At 55.2% G+C, this 14,696-nt stretch carries 13 protein-coding genes; 9 read left to right on the top strand and 4 right to left on the bottom strand.

Annotated features, from left to right (window positions below; genetic code table 11):
• Positions 1-32: 32 nt before the first annotated feature.
• Entirely contained in the window at positions 33-2,030 is a 1,998-nt protein-coding gene (locus tag ACE04F_RS13435) for an alpha-1,4-glucan--maltose-1-phosphate maltosyltransferase (protein WP_486107365.1), read from the bottom strand.
• Positions 2,031-2,238: 208 nt separating this feature from the next.
• On the opposite strand from ACE04F_RS13435, the gene ACE04F_RS13440 reads away from it, so the two are divergent.
• The 5 genes from ACE04F_RS13440 to ACE04F_RS13460 all read left to right on the top strand — a co-directional run bounded on the left by ACE04F_RS13440 (position 2,239) and on the right by ACE04F_RS13460 (position 7,449).
• Positions 2,239-2,409 (top strand): hypothetical protein, encoded by a 171-nt coding sequence (locus ACE04F_RS13440; protein WP_486107367.1) that lies wholly within the window; start codon positions 2,239-2,241, stop codon positions 2,407-2,409.
• Between the two features lie 698 nt (positions 2,410-3,107).
• Positions 3,108-3,968 (top strand): McbB family protein, encoded by an 861-nt coding sequence (locus ACE04F_RS13445; RefSeq protein ID WP_486107369.1) that lies wholly within the window; start codon positions 3,108-3,110, stop codon positions 3,966-3,968.
• A gap of 1 nt (position 3,969) precedes the next feature.
• Complete coding sequence (locus tag ACE04F_RS13450; RefSeq protein ID WP_486107371.1) at positions 3,970-4,761, top strand: nitroreductase family protein; 792 nt, start codon at positions 3,970-3,972, stop codon at positions 4,759-4,761.
• Positions 4,761-5,966 (top strand): YcaO-like family protein, encoded by a 1,206-nt coding sequence (locus ACE04F_RS13455; protein WP_486107373.1) that lies wholly within the window; start codon positions 4,761-4,763, stop codon positions 5,964-5,966. The genes ACE04F_RS13450 and ACE04F_RS13455 overlap by 1 nt, the downstream gene beginning before the upstream one ends.
• 742 nt (positions 5,967-6,708) lie before the next feature.
• A complete protein-coding gene (locus ACE04F_RS13460; protein ID WP_486107375.1) occupies positions 6,709-7,449 on the top strand; it encodes an AAA family ATPase in 741 nt (246 codons plus the stop codon).
• A 2-nt stretch (positions 7,450-7,451) separates the two neighbouring features.
• Here the strand turns inward: ACE04F_RS13460 and ACE04F_RS13465 are convergent, their stop codons facing one another.
• Positions 7,452-7,952 (bottom strand): MgtC/SapB family protein, encoded by a 501-nt coding sequence (locus ACE04F_RS13465; protein WP_486107377.1) that lies wholly within the window; start codon positions 7,950-7,952, stop codon positions 7,452-7,454.
• 136 nt (positions 7,953-8,088) lie between these two features.
• On the opposite strand from ACE04F_RS13465, the gene ACE04F_RS13470 reads away from it, so the two are divergent.
• From ACE04F_RS13470 to mapR, 3 genes are all read left to right on the top strand, one after another.
• Positions 8,089-8,325: a DUF3203 family protein gene (locus ACE04F_RS13470; protein ID WP_486107378.1), complete on the top strand. Its 237-nt coding sequence runs from the start codon at positions 8,089-8,091 to the stop codon at positions 8,323-8,325.
• Positions 8,326-8,517: 192 nt separating this feature from the next.
• Positions 8,518-9,930: a cytochrome c oxidase accessory protein CcoG gene (gene ccoG / locus ACE04F_RS13475; RefSeq protein ID WP_486107379.1), complete on the top strand. Its 1,413-nt coding sequence runs from the start codon at positions 8,518-8,520 to the stop codon at positions 9,928-9,930.
• Positions 9,931-9,999: 69 nt separating this feature from the next.
• Entirely contained in the window at positions 10,000-11,409 is a 1,410-nt protein-coding gene (gene mapR / locus ACE04F_RS13480; protein WP_486107381.1) for a GntR family transcriptional regulator MpaR, read from the top strand.
• 164 nt (positions 11,410-11,573) lie between these two features.
• On the opposite strand, the gene ACE04F_RS13485 is transcribed toward mapR, so the two are convergent.
• Together ACE04F_RS13485 and ACE04F_RS13490 are read right to left on the bottom strand one after the other, a co-directional pair.
• Positions 11,574-12,320: an SDR family oxidoreductase gene (locus ACE04F_RS13485; protein ID WP_486107383.1), complete on the bottom strand. Its 747-nt coding sequence runs from the start codon at positions 12,318-12,320 to the stop codon at positions 11,574-11,576.
• Positions 12,321-12,418: 98 nt separating this feature from the next.
• Positions 12,419-13,297, bottom strand: a complete 879-nt coding sequence (locus ACE04F_RS13490) for a Dyp-type peroxidase (protein WP_486107385.1) — start codon at positions 13,295-13,297, stop codon at positions 12,419-12,421.
• A gap of 227 nt (positions 13,298-13,524) precedes the next feature.
• Between ACE04F_RS13490 and ampC the strand changes: the two genes are divergently transcribed.
• Complete coding sequence (ampC, locus tag ACE04F_RS13495) at positions 13,525-14,673, top strand: class C beta-lactamase (protein WP_486107387.1); 1,149 nt, start codon at positions 13,525-13,527, stop codon at positions 14,671-14,673.
• Positions 14,674-14,696 lie beyond the last annotated feature (23 nt).

Here is a 14,696-nt window from a genome sequence, read left to right on the forward strand (position 1 = left end):
CCACAAGAGCGATCACTGCAATGGCTTACACCTCACCCCACGCTGATCCGCCAGATCCCGAACGGCTGGTATGCCGGATCGATCCGCATGAACTGGTACTTGCCGTACCAGGTCCAGCGGTGGCCATTCATCAAATCCTCGCCCTGGGTCTGGGCATCGTCTGGCAGACCCATCTCCCACAACGGCAACTCGAAATTGGCTTCCTGGACGTTGTGCGGATCGAGGCTCACCGCCACCAGGATAAAGTTGCTGCCATCCGGCGTGCGCTTGCCGAAGTACAGGATGTTGTCGTTCCAGGCGTTGTAAATCTTCAGGCCCAGGTGCGTATGCAGCGCCGGGTTCTGGCGGCGGATACGGTTGAGCTGAGCGATCTCGGCGATGATGTTGCCCGGCGCGGTGAAATCCCTTGGCCGGATTTCGTACTTCTCCGAATCCAGGTATTCCTCCTTGCCTGGCACCGCTGCTGATTCGCAAAGCTCGAAGCCCGAATACATGCCCCACAGGCCCGACCCCATGGTCGCCAGCGCGGCGCGAATCAGGAAACCGGCGCGCCCCGACTCATGGAGGAACGCCGGATTGATATCCGGCGTATTGACGAAAAAATTCGGCCGGTAGCATTCGCGCAAAGGCGACTCATTGAGCTCGGTGAAATAGGTCGCCAGTTCGGCCTTGGTGTTGCGCCAGGTGAAATAGGTGTAGCTCTGGGAATAACCGACCTTGCCCAGCCGCGCCATCATCGCCGGCGTGGTGAAGGCTTCCGCCAGGAACATCACGTCGGGGTACTGCGCGCGCACATCGGCAATCAGCCACTGCCAGAACGGCAACGGCTTGGTGTGAGGATTGTCGACGCGGAATATCTTCACGCCCTCGTTGACCCAGCCCACCACGATGTCGCGTAGCTCGGTCCACAGGCTCGGTATCGCATCGGCGGCGTAGAAATCGACGTTGACGATGTCCTGGTACTTCTTCGGCGGGTTCTCCGCGTATTTGATCGTGCCGTCCGGGCGCCAGCTGAACCAGCCCGGATGCTGCTTGAGCCAGGGGTGGTCCTGGGAACACTGGATGGCGAAGTCGAGGGCGATCTCCAGACCGTGATCGGCTGCGGCGGCCACCAGACGGCGGAAATCCTCGCGCGTGCCCAACTGCGGGTGAATCGCCTCGTGCCCGCCCTCCTCGCTGCCAATCGCGTAAGGGCTGCCCGGATCGTCGGGGCCGGCGGTCAGGGAGTTGTTCGGACCTTTGCGGAAACTGCGCCCGATCGGGTGGATCGGCGGGAAGTACAGCACGTCGAAACCCATATCCTGGATCACCGCCAGGCGCGAATGCACGTCGTTGAAGGTGCCGTGGCGGCTGGCATCATCGGTGATCGAGCGCGGGAACAACTCATACCAGCTGGCGAACTCGGCCCGTTCGCGTTCCACGTCAAGCGGATATTCGGGACTGATGCTCAGGTAAGGCCGATGGTCGGCCAGCGACATCAGGTCCGCACTGTGCGGTTCAAGGAACAAGGCGACCTGTTCTTCCGGCAACAGGCTCGAAAGCTGGTGGTGCAACGCGGCCAGCTGTTCACTCAATTCGCCGTCGCTGCGCTCCGCAGCCTGCTGCACATGGTTACGCCCTTCCTGCAGCTCCAGGCTGATGGGAACCCCGGCGGCGAATTTCTTTTCCAGCTCATAACGGAAGCTAGCGAACTGATCGAACCAGGCTTCGATGCAAAATACATAACGGCCGACGGCCGGTACATGAAATTGACCGCGCCAGCTGTTGTTACCCAGCTCGGTCATCACCTCGCTGTTCCAGATATCGTCTTCCAGCGCACGCCAGCGGATCCGCACAGCCAACTTATCGTGGCCATCGGCAAACACCTTGCTGGTCACCGTCACGTCACGTCCCGCCAGGGCCTTGGCGGCAAACTGCCCGCCATCGATCACCGGCATGGTGTTTTCAATCGCAATACGTGGCAATAACAAGGCCTGGGACAACGGCAGATGCGGGTTGTACACCAAGTCGGTCGGCTGTTCGGCAGTCATCGAGCATCGCTCCTTCTACGCCCCATGGACGCGCTTGTGGCGGTAAAGGCCCAATGGGTCCCTGATTTAACTCACTTAAGCTCCGAACCGGACCGGCGACCAAAAGTTCAGCGCGATTTACTGGTCGGCAGCGGGAATCAAACCCGTCGGGCCATGGTCAACCAGACAAGCACGACTCAAGCCACATCCACCCCGGAGGCCCGATCGAATGACCATTCCCATCCCGGCCGAAACACCCGACCCGAACATCGACGACCCGACCCTGCCGCCACCCGGTCCGGATCCCGAGCCGATTCCAGAGAAAGACCCACCGCTGGACCCGCAGCCGCCTTTGGGCGATCCGCCGAGCGAGGCGCCGCCGGAGCGGGTTTGCCCCTAGGTAAAGATATAGAATCAGGCGCCGCGCCGAACCAACCTGCAGCATCATGGTTTGCCGCCAGAACTTAGTAACAGAACATTACCGGCATTGGAACGGCCAGTAAGAAACCTCCTATACCTATAAACATCCATTTAATTTTCTCTTTCCTTCCCTCCATTAAATAACTAGCTGTTTACGCTCTATTTTTTCCACATTAATATAACGCACGCCAAGTCAACCGCCTTCTCCTCCTCCAATAGCAACAACAATCCTTGTCAGACCTTTCCTAAGATATTGAAAGATAATTCCTGCACCCAAAAATCAATTTCTTGCGTCATCCCCCATATAGTTCTACATATTTGTTGTCACGAAAAACCGTGACAAACTCATAAATGGAGAACTGAAATGGAAACAAGCTTAAAACAGTCGCTAGGCCAAATCATATTCAATTTCGATAGCACCTTTAAATCTGGGACACATCCTGAAGTAGCCGGAGGCTCAGGAGGGGCCGGAGGTTGTGGTGGAAGTGGGGGATGTGGTGGTGGCGGAGGATGTAGTGGCGGCAGTGGTGGCGGGAATGGAGGCTGTGGTGGAGCCGGCGGCACAGGTGGAGGCGGCACGGGTGGCTCAAGAGGCATGTAAGCACCTTAAAATTAAACGCAATGTTCTCTAAAAGGAGAAGGTTCTTCCATTGCATGGAGGAACCTTGAGGAAGAAACATGCAATTAAACTTTGTAGACTATAGCTTGCTTAACCTTCAAAAAAACACTTTGCTAATCTCCAATTGCGGCGCAATCAAAATAACTTCAAAACGACTGCATTCTGCCCTAGTCGAACTCAAAGCCTTAGGAAAAATTTCAATTACCACCAATGAACTAAATCAAATACTCAAGAAAAACAAACTATCACCAGAAAATACCAGCCTATTCTTAAAAAGCGCTATCAACCTAAAGCCCGCAGCAAGCAAGCCATACTACAGAAAAACAATAATTCTTCACGACTGGCCAAAAAAAGATGAACTAGAGACAGTAGTCAGCCAAGAGATAAACTCCGAACATGATTTTGTTTATAACGACGAGGCATTAGTAGAGACAGCAAAAAATGGCCCTAACTTTATCAAGATCATCAACATACAATATAACTACTCAAGAATCAAAGAATTATACTTCAAACTGATCCGCACAGCCCCAGCCAGCGCAATATCCATTAGTTATTTGAGTGGCAATACGTTTCATGTTGGCCAACCTTATACAAATGAGCTGGGGAACCCTTGTCATTTTTGCATCATCGACCGCCAATTGAATTATGAACGACGCAGCCCTTCACATAACAGTTGGACTACGTTAATGAGGTTTTGCCACGATCATAATATCGTGACGCCCTCCCAGCACCTTAATCTACTGCAGCGAAACTTAGCTGCAGGCGCAATTATACGTAAAATCAGACTCCACACAGAGCACGATGTGGGCTACCGCTTTCAAGACAACGCCGTCAGTTCGACCTCCATCAATTTGGATACCGGAAACCTTGTCGAAGAAATCGTTTCACACTGGCACTCTTGCGATTGTTTGAGGGCTTGACATGAAAAACATTCCACATGATTACTATTTAAAATTCACCCATGCAGATGTCATTGAAGAAGTATTGGACTTTCACACCAAGGGTAATTTTATTATCCATGACTCCGTAAAAAATATAGCTCAGCTTCACCGCTTATCAGCCCAGGACCTTCACAACCTTACAGGCAATGAACTACAGCTATATCCAGACCTAGATATCACACTTAAGGACAGGGCTATTGGCTCTTTCGACGAGACCAGTCCACTCTACAGAAACCTTTCCTGTAGTTACTTCAAAGACACCGCCACACCCTTTAACAAAGTGCTAGAACTTCTGAGTCCTCTCATTACTAAAAACGCAACTTCCCACAACCGTGGATACCCTAGCGCTGGGGCGCTCTATCCCGTGGAAGTATTTTGTTGTTCATTAAGCACAAAAAATGATTGGCCGAACGGGGCTAAAATATTGCACCTTCTTCCAAACTCGAAAACATTCGAGGTAGTGCAAAACAACTTTGACATGAAGCAGCTTAAAAAATCAATACTTCCACTGGATCACGGGATAGGAACTCCCAGCTTGGCATTGATCTACATGATCTACATGCCAAAGGTTTTATTCAAGTACCGCTACAGGGGGTACCGAATGGCTATGATGGAGGTCGGCTCGATGTATATGCTAGTCGATTTAAACAGCAAAATATTGGACCTTAAAAGCCGGCAATGGTCGGGCTTTTCAGACAACATGTTATGTAAATCCATCGGACTTAATCCAACACTATTTTATCCCGCATGCGTCCACTTTATAGGTAAATAATGAATATTAAGAATAGCAGCCAAAACCCCACGTATCCTACGAAACTCTGGTACCAGCCGCCTTGCATTTTTGACTTTCCTTTTACCGTCGAAGTACGTGACGACTGGCTAACCGTTGGTTCAGGAATCGGGGGCGCCTCCGCTGCTTTAACAACCGCTATCGGCGAGTACTTTGAAAGGCGCCACTTTTATCTTGACGTAACTGCCAACACCACCATGACACTTGAAAGAGCTGTGGGAGCCGCTGAAGCGGGAAAATTCATTACGGCATTTGATCAGACCTGCGCCAGCAGAAGCACCTCATTGAACTTGGCGAGCCATGCTTTTAACATGAGCAACGCCATTCGAATTTCTGACTGCTCCGCATGCCACATCCCCACAATCTGCATTTCGCTAAGTTATTATGGAAATGACAGAGACAATAATATCTACCCGAGCCGCGATACCTGCGGCTGCAGCTTTCATAGCAACTATGGGAGCGGGTTTCTTGGCGCAGTGAAGGAAACACTTGAACGCCAGTTTCTTCTTCGATTTTGGCTAACAAAAAAATACCAAAAAATCCTGAACCACCACGAGATCACAAGTGAAGCCACAAACAGCACTTCGCTCAAGCTATACAATCTATTACTAGCAAACGGAGAACTATTGCTAATCGACATCTCCGACGATAGCTTCCCTGGCGCATGCATTATCAGTCTTTACGGAAATAATAACCCGAACAAAAATGTTAGATACTGCACTGGTATGTCGTACGCAGAAACGAAAGCGCTGGCAATAGAAAAATCCCTTTATGAGCTATGGCAAACATTCAGATACATGCATCTATTTGCCGAACTCAATATGACCATCGATCACATAAGCGACCCTTATCTAAGACATTTCATGCAATGCAACAATTATCAAACCTTTAAAGAGACAACGTCTTCCGGCTCAGCTTGGAACAGTCAAAACTCAAAAAAGAATACCCATCCCTTTGATCTCAGTGGGTTGATACAGACCCTAACGGATCAAAATATAGAGGGTTATCTCTACACGGCCCCAATACAAATTGAAAACCACAACTACGTAGGTTGCAAATTTATATCACCCTCGCTATTCATGCATATGGACAACTCCAAAAACATAAACATTAACAATAACTATTCATCAAGATTTTTTGACTTAATCGATACAACCAGATTAGAAAAAATGGTTCCATTCCCTTAGGAGACGATGACATGCATACTCGAACCTTTGTACTTGCGCGGCTATTTATAAAAGAACAATTAAAAGAACCTTTGTCTTTTTTTTGGATCATGATATCACCATGCACACTCTTCTATTTACTCGCAACGACAAGACATGACCCTAATTATTTCCTGGGCAACTATACTCTCACGACTGGATGGTTTTATGCTTATATTTCTTCCAGTGTTGCGCTTTTCGGATTTTCGTTTTATATAGTAGGTCGGAGAGAAAGCGGTTTCATGAGATCTTTCATATATACACCGCAAACCAAAACCCTATTCCTTCGGTCACATCTCCTGGCCTACTCTCTTATCTCCGTTGTTTACTGCGGGGTATTTTACCTCGTTACACGTCCAGCCTTTGGTGATTATGAAGTCTTTGAGTTCCTAATCATTGCCGCCCGTTTCTATTTGTCTTTCATACTTTTTTGCGTGATAGGCTTGCTATTCACATTACTTCCAATAAATTTCCAAAACTCAAGCACCATTTTTTCCATATTATCTTTCTGCATGTTGGTTTTGGGAATAATGGGATCGAATGATATCAATCAAATGGCGAGCACACTAAATTCAGCCAACCCGTTAGCACTTGCCTATCGTTTAATGACTGAAGGCACGCTGCATAATCCATATAGCTCGTCAATTATTTCGTTGTCTTTTGTACTTTCCTACAAATTCACAAAACGCCACCTTAGAATCAACCCTGTATGGAGTCGCTATTAATGAGCCACCTACTCATCAATAATATTGAGTTCTCTTATGACGATAAAATCATTCTATCCAAAGCCAACTTAAAAATTCAGCAAGGTTCGATTGTCGGCTTACTAGGTCCGAACGGGTCCGGAAAAACCAGCCTCTTTGATATAATCTGCAACTTAAAAAAAATAAAGCGCGGCAACATAGAAAATAAATTCAGAACAGTGCTATATCTTTCACAACTAATCTCCACGCCTCCTGCTCTCCGCATGTGCGACATCTTTGCCATGATAACAACTCTTTCATCTGACCCTCCTATCAGTCAAGCTAAAGCGCTAGAAAAATTATCCAGATGGAGCCCAGAAATTGTTAGTCGTTACAAGGACATCTGGAACAAAAAATCAGCTCTATGCAGTTATGGAGAAACTCGTTGGTTTTTTACTCTTACGTTATTGAGTATTCCGGCAGATTTGGTAATTCTGGATGAACCCACTGCCGGTGTAGACCCAGAATTTCGGCACTATATTTGGCGATGTCTTCGCGGCGCGGCCGACGATGGAACTACAATACTAGTCTCATCCCATCAAGTAGAAGAAATAGCCAATAACTGCGATTTTTTTTACATGATAAGCCAGCGTCGCTTCCAACGTTTTGAGGATGGGGCAGCGTTCATGAACAAATATAAGACCGACACATTAGATGATGCATTCATCCAAGCCGCCACCGAATTTGACTACTCAGAGTGCGGACGAAATTTAACTGACTGACGTCAAGTTTTATCTTCCTTCTCCAGTGCCCGAACAATCATCGGCATCACACTGAAAATCGCTAGCGCCAGCACCGTACTCAGCACCGCTGTCGCTTCCCGGCCCAATCCGGCGGCAACGCCGATGGCGGCGGTCATCCACAGGCCGGCGGCGGTGGTCAGGCCTTTTACGTGGCTTTCGTCGCCATTGTCGTTTTTCAGGATGGTGCCGGCGCCGAGGAAGCCGATGCCGGCGACGACGCCTTGGATCACGCGGCTCATCGCGTCGGCCTGGGAACCGGACATCTGCGGCACCAACACGAACAGCGCGGCGCCCAGGGCCACCAGCATATGGGTGCGCACGCCGGCGGCCTTGCCCTTGTGCTCACGCTCGAACCCCAGGATGCCTCCCAGCAGTGCAGCCATTACCAGGCGCACCGTCACCCGTGTCATTTGCTCGGTATCGGTGATGTCGGCGAATTCAGCTTGCAGGGTTATCCAGACTTCATCCCACCACGATTCCATGGACCTTCCTCTCTTCACTCGATAAAGGATGGACCACAAGCGATGCGAGACGTGCGACCGACCGCTGATCAGCCGCAACGAACCCTGCCGGCGGCACGCCACCTAACGTTCAGACATTGAAGGAAGGGGCATCAACATGACTGTACGAATCGATGACAACCGGACCTGCCACTTCGACACCCCCAACGGCCCGGAACAGCGACCGGCGAGCGAGTTGACGGTCATTACCGACCCGGACAAGGCCATGTCAGCCGTGGAGCTCAATGGCGGGCGGGTCTACCTGACCGAGGCGGAAGTGGATGCGCTGACCGTGGCCGGAGCGGTTGATGGACGGCAGAACCTCAAGGCGACTGACAGCGACTCGGTGGTTTGAACCCTCAGTGGCAAGGGAGCTTGCCCCCTTGCCACTGAGAGTTGTTCGGTCATCGCTGGGTGCATCAAAGTGTCGCAGGGCCGGGGCCGCGCGGCATCTGATCCGGTTTTTATCCCGCTACCTGAGTCTGTTATGCAAACAGTTCGATGGTCATAGTGCTCCGGCCAGATAGCGGCTGATGAGCGACCGACCATGAGCGAAAGAATCCCCGCCCAGTTGATACAGACCTTCGACCCCGCACCCACGAAGGTCAGGGCCAGGACTACCGACAACCTGATCCACACCCGTAGCTTCAGCGGTTTGTTTCGTACCCTGCGCATCAGCGGTGCCGGCGTTCTGTTCCTGCTGTTCTTCGGCACGGTGTGGCTGGACTGGAACGGTCGCCAGGCAGTGCTCTGGGATCTTTCCGAAAGCAAATTCCACATTTTCGGCGCGACCTTCTGGCCCCAGGACTTCATCCTGCTGTCGGCGTTGTTGATCATTGCCGCGTTCGGCCTGTTTGCGATCACCGTGTTCGCCGGGCGCGTGTGGTGCGGCTACACCTGCCCCCAGAGCTCATGGACCTGGATCTTCATGTGGGTCGAGAAAATCACCGAAGGTGAGCGCAACCAGCGGATCAAGCTGCAAGCCGCGCCATGGGGCCTGAACAAATTGCTGCGACGCTCGACCAAACATACGTTGTGGCTGGCCATCAGCTTGCTCACCGGCCTGACATTCGTGGGCTATTTCACTCCGATCCGGCCGCTGGCGGAAGAACTGCTGACCCTGCAGCTGGCTGGCGTCAGCCTGTTCTGGGTGGTTTTTTTCAGCGGGGCGACCTACCTCAACGCCGGCTGGCTGCGCGAAGCCGTGTGCATGCACATGTGCCCTTATGCGCGGTTCCAGAGCGTGATGTTCGACAAAGACACACTGACCATTTCCTACGACGTGGTCCGTGGCGAAATCCGCGGACCGCGCAAACGCGATGCGGTCCCGGCCAACATCGGGCTGGGCGACTGCATTGACTGCCAGATGTGTGTACAGGTCTGCCCGACCGGCATCGATATTCGCGACGGTCTGCAAATGGAGTGCATCGGCTGCGCGGCTTGCATCGACGCCTGCGATTCGATCATGGACAAGATGGGCTACGCCCGCGGCCTGATCAAATACACCTCGGAACGTCAGTTGCAAGGCGGCAAGACTCACCTGCTACGGCCACGGCTGGTCGGCTATACGGCGGTGCTGCTGGTCATGATCGCTGCGCTGGTCCTCGCGCTGGTGGAGCGGCCAATGGTGTCGCTGGATGTGAGCAAGGACCGTGGCCTGTTCCGTGAGAACAGCCGAGGCCAGATCGAAAACATCTACAGCCTGAAGATCATCAACAAGACCCAGCAACGCCAGGCGTACCAATTATCGCTGGTGGACGGCGCTGGTTTCGCCCTGCAAGGCAGGACGCAACTGAGCCTGGCGCCCGGGGAAATCGTCGACGTGCCGGTGTCGGTGGCGCTGCTCAGCGAGCGGCCGGACAAAGGCTCGCAGGAACTGACGTTCAAGGTCGCCGACAGTGATGAGCCCGATGTTTACAGCGAAGCAAAAAGCCGTTTTGTGACACCGATGAATCGGTGAAGCCTTAAGATGCCTTGCTCCCACAGTTAACGAAGCGCAAAAAACGCGTTATTCAAGGCCGGGTCCACCATGAAACGTTACGAAAAATTCGCCGACGACATCGCCGAACTGATCCGCTCCGGCATGCTCGGGCCGGGCCAACGGGTGCCGTCGGTGCGCTACGCCAGCCAGACCTACGGCGTCAGCCCGTCCACCGTGTTCCAGGCCTATTACCTGCTGGAGCGACGTGGCCTGATCCGTGCCCGACCGCGCTCCGGCTACTTCGTCAATCATCACGCGCCGAGCCCGTTCTGCGAGCCGGTGGCCAGCAGCCAGGTTCACGAGTCCACCGAGGTCGACGTCAGCGAACTGGTATTTTCGGTGCTCGAGTCGATCAAGGATCCGACAACCGTACCGTTCGGCTCGGCATTCCCCAGCCCGACGCTGTTTCCCTTGCAACGCCTGTCCCGCTCGTTGTCCAGCGCCACGCGGGACATGGACCCGCGCATGGTGGTCACGGACATGTCGCCGGGCAACCCTCACCTGCGCCGCCAGATCGCCCTGCGCTATATGGTCGGCGGGCTGATGCTGCCCATGGAGGAACTGCTCGTCACCAACGGCGCCCTGGAGGCATTGAACCTGTGCCTGCAAGCCGTGACCGAGCCGGGCGACCTGGTCGCAATCGAGGCGCCGGCGTTTTATGCCAGCCTGCAAGTGCTCGAACGGCTGAAACTCAAGGCGGTGGAGATCCCCGTCCACCCACGCGACGGCATCGATCTCGACGTGCTGGAGCAGACGCTGGCGCGCCATCCGGTCAAGGCCTGTTGGTGCATGACCAGCTTTCAGAACCCCATCGGCGCGACCATGCCCGAAGCGCGTAAACAGGCCTTGGTCGACCTGTTGCGTCGCCATCAGGTGCCGTTGATCGAGGACGATGTCTATGCCGAACTCTATTATGGCCAGCAGGCACCCAAGCCGGCGAAGGCGTTCGACACCGAAGGTCTGGTGATGCACTGCGGCTCATTCGCCAAGAGCCTCGCTCCTGGCTACCGCATCGGCTGGGTCGCCGCGGGGCGCTATGCCCGCAAGATCGAACGACTCAAGTTGATGACCTCCCTGTGCGCCTCGATGCCGGCCCAGGCCGCCATCGCCGATTACCTGCAGCATGGAGGCTACGACCGTCACCTGCGCAAGTTGCGCTACGCCCTGGAAGAACAGCAAAGCGCCATGCTCGCCGCCATCGCCCGGTATTTTCCGGCGCAGACTCGGGTGAGCCAGCCGGCGGGTGGTTACTTCTTGTGGCTGGAGCTGCCGGAGCAGATCGATTCGCTGAGACTATTCCAGATGGCTCTGGCGCAAGGCATCAGCATCGCACCGGGGCCGATCTTTTCAGCGACCCGGCGCTTCAGGAACTGTATTCGCCTGAACTATGGCGGGCCTTGGACCGATGTGTCGGAAAAGGCCATGGAGACATTGGGGCGGATTATTCGATCGTTCTGAGTGCGATGTTGCCCCTTAGGATTGCCTTCGCGAGCAGGCTCGCTCCCACACAGGATTTTGCTGCACATGAATTTTGCTGCACATGAAATATGTGCCAAAAAGAGAACCAATGTAGGAGCGAGCCTGCTCGCGAAGAGGCCAGCACAGACAATCAGAAACTGAGATCAGCGCCCGCCCCCCAGCTCCACAAACGTCCCGGTCGCATACGAGGCCTTGTCCGACAGCAGCCAGATAATCGCCTCGGCCACTTCGTCCGGACGTCCGCCCCGGGCCATGGGGATCGCCGACTCCAGCTTGCTGACCCGCTCCGGATCGCCGCTGAGGGCATGGAAATCGGTGTAGATGTAGCCCGGGCGGACCGCATTGACGCGAATTCCTTCGCCAGCGACCTCCTTGGAAAGACCGACCGTGAAAGTGTCCAACGCACCCTTGGACGCCGCGTAGTCGACGTATTCACCGGGTGCGCCCAAGCGGGCGGCGACCGAGGAAACATTGACGATGCTGCCGCCCTGTCCGCCATGCCGGGGCGACATGCGCAGCACCGCCTGCTTGGCGCACAACATCGGCCCGAGCACGTTGGTCTTCAGGATCTTGAGCATGCGGAACTCGGACATTTCATCGAGTCGGGACTTGTGGGCAACCGTACCGGCGTTGTTCACCAGGGCGGTGACGCGGCCCAGCTCGGTATCCACGCGGTTGAACAGGCCGACCACTTCGTCCTCGATGCTCACATCGGCCCGCACCGCAATGGCCTGCGCGCCCTTGGCACGGACCTGGGCGAGCACATCCTGGGCGGCGTTTTCATCCGACTGGTAGTTGATGCAGATCCGATAGCCCAGGTCGGCCGCCAACAACGCCGTGGCCGCCCCGATCCCGCGCCCGCCACCGGTGATGACGATGACTTTATCCACGCTTGCTCTCCCGTTTCCAGGCAAATACGTCGGGCCCAAGGATAGCGTTGACTCGACGATTTGCACAACGCGACCGGCCTGCCGGGGCGGGACGCTGCTTAGCGGGCGAGAGCCCGCAGATCCAGGCGCCCGTCCAACTGCGGCGGACACCAGTAGTAACCGCCGGTAATCGGCCGGCTCATGCGATACAGGCCATCGGTGATACCGTCCTCCAGGCCGCTCATGCGCCGCAATTGCGCCTCGAAGGCGTCCAGGGAAAAACCGAACGCCAGGAACATCAGGCCCGCGCGATCACCTTCGATCCAGGGCATGGAACGGCGTACGACAAAAGCCTCCGGAGCAAAGCTTTCCTGGGCCGTGCGCTTGACGTGGGCCGACTCCGGCGCATCTTCGAGTTCTTCGTTATCGCTCAGGCGCCGGCCCATGATGTGGTCACGCTCATGGGGCTGCATCGCGGCGAAACCGTCCAGGTCATGCTGCCATTGCTGGATCGCAGCAAAACTGCCACCGCGCAGCCCGTCGTTGCCCTGGGCCAGGGCGGCAGCGACGGCCGCTTCGTCGTGAGGGTTTTCGGTGCCATCTTCGTAGCCGGTCAGGTCGTGGCCGGTCATGTGCCGAAAGGTTTCATTCATCTGCACCAGGCGCAGTGCTGGCGCCAATGCTGCTTCGATGGCGCGACTGCGGTGCATCAGTTCGCCCCGGTCCTCGCCGTGCAGCCAGCACCAGAGCGCATGCTGGGTCGAAGGGTTGTCCACGCCGACGCCCGCCAGCGCCGGGAACGCGCGCAAGCCCTCGACCTTGGCGCCCAGCGCCTGGACCAGCGACTCGCCAAAGCCGACAACCACGCGGCCATCCAGTTGCAGCAACAGCTTGTCGATTGCAGCCGGCAGTGCCTCGACCGATTCCAGGGCAAAAAACAGATGACGGGCCTGAGGCGGAACAGGGGTGGCGAGAATGCCGGGCTGGTAGTAACTCATGGGAACTCCTTTGGAAAGAGCCGCGAGTTTACCCGGCGGCCGCCGCTTTGTGTGGTTTGGCTTGAAGTGCGGTCGCGTCAGGCCACGAGGCATTTTGTAAGAGCGCTCCCATATCGCTGTAGGACTAATCAGAACCAGGCCTCTACCCGGCAGCTTCGGATTGCCGGGCAGCGGAAAACACCCTAGATTGATCTCCCCCTCAAGGCAGGCCAACGAGAGCGGTCCAGATGCACATTGCCAAATCGATACTCGCCGGGACTTTTGTCCTGGCCTGCGGGACGCCCCCGGGCTTCGCCCAGGAGCGCATTGAAGACACGGTCAATGCCGTTATCCAACCCTTGATGAAAGAGCAGGACATCGCGGGGATGGCCGTGGCGATCACGCACAACGGCCAGCGCCGGTTCTTCAATTATGGCGTTGCCTCTAAAGATACGAAAAAAACCGTCACCGAGCAGACCCTGTTCGAAGTCGGCTCGATCAGCAAGACCTTTACCGCGACACTCGGCGCCTACGCCCAGGCCCAGGGCAAACTGCAGCTCTCGGACCTCGCCGGTCGCTACGCCCCCGAACTGCGCGGCAGCGCCCTTGAAAACGCCCGCCTGCTCGATCTCGCAACCTATAGCGCGGGCGGCCTGCCTTTGCAGTTTCCCGACGATGCCGACCATCCCGACCGGATGTTCGGCTACTACAAATCCTGGAAACCGCTCTACCCGGCCGGCACCCAGCGGCTCTATTCGAACCCGAGCATCGGCTTGTTCGGCTATCTGGCGGCCCGCAGCCTGGGTCGACCGTTTGATGAGGTGATGGAACAGACGCTGATGCCGGGGTTGGGTCTCAAGCACAGCTACTTGCAAGTGCCAGAAAACAAGATGGGAACCTACGCCCAGGGCTACGCCAAGGATGGCAAGCCTGTGCGGGTCGGGCCTGGCGCGCTGGCCGCCGAAGCCTACGGGGTGAAGATCAGCTCAGCGGAGCTGATCCGGTTTGTCGAGGTCAATCTGCAACCGGGTAAACTCGACGCGGATCTGCAGCGAGCCATTGCTACGACACAGACAGGTTTCTACAAGGTCGGCGGGATGAATCAGGGGCTGGGCTGGGAGTTCTATCTCCCTCCGCTCACCCTGGATGGCTTGCTCGCCGGCAACACCCCACAGATGGCCCTGACGCCGCAAAAGGCCGAGCCGCTCACCCCGCCGCGCCCCGCCCCGCTCGGCGCCTGGATCAACAAGACAGGTTCGACCAACGGTTTCGGCGCGTATGCAGCATTCATCGCTGGAGAGGACTTGGGGATCGTGATCCTGGCGAACAAGAACTACCCGATTGAAGAACGGGTGAAAGCCGCACACCAGATCCTGCTGGCATTAGAAACGCGATGAGGTGCTTTTGTGGGGGGGGGGGG

This window comes from Pseudomonas sp. AGC41 (assembly GCF_057334555.1).

Bases quoted from the DNA above. Each gene is read 5' to 3' on its own strand.
- ACE04F_RS13435 (WP_486107365.1), bottom strand. From the start codon at position 2,030: ATGACTGCCGAACAGCCGACCGACTTGGTGTACAACCCGCATCTGCCG.
- ACE04F_RS13440 (WP_486107367.1), top strand. From the start codon at position 2,239: ATGACCATTCCCATCCCGGCCGAAACACCCGACCCGAACATCGACGAC.
- ACE04F_RS13445 (WP_486107369.1), top strand. From the start codon at position 3,108: ATGCAATTAAACTTTGTAGACTATAGCTTGCTTAACCTTCAAAAAAAC.
- ACE04F_RS13450 (WP_486107371.1), top strand. From the start codon at position 3,970: ATGAAAAACATTCCACATGATTACTATTTAAAATTCACCCATGCAGAT.
- ACE04F_RS13455 (WP_486107373.1), top strand. From the start codon at position 4,761: ATGAATATTAAGAATAGCAGCCAAAACCCCACGTATCCTACGAAACTC.
- ACE04F_RS13460 (WP_486107375.1), top strand. From the start codon at position 6,709: ATGAGCCACCTACTCATCAATAATATTGAGTTCTCTTATGACGATAAA.
- ACE04F_RS13465 (WP_486107377.1), bottom strand. From the start codon at position 7,952: ATGGAATCGTGGTGGGATGAAGTCTGGATAACCCTGCAAGCTGAATTC.
- ACE04F_RS13470 (WP_486107378.1), top strand. From the start codon at position 8,089: ATGACTGTACGAATCGATGACAACCGGACCTGCCACTTCGACACCCCC.
- ccoG (WP_486107379.1), top strand. From the start codon at position 8,518: ATGAGCGAAAGAATCCCCGCCCAGTTGATACAGACCTTCGACCCCGCA.
- mapR (WP_486107381.1), top strand. From the start codon at position 10,000: ATGAAACGTTACGAAAAATTCGCCGACGACATCGCCGAACTGATCCGC.
- ACE04F_RS13490 (WP_486107385.1), bottom strand. From the start codon at position 13,297: ATGAGTTACTACCAGCCCGGCATTCTCGCCACCCCTGTTCCGCCTCAG.
- ampC (WP_486107387.1), top strand. From the start codon at position 13,525: ATGCACATTGCCAAATCGATACTCGCCGGGACTTTTGTCCTGGCCTGC.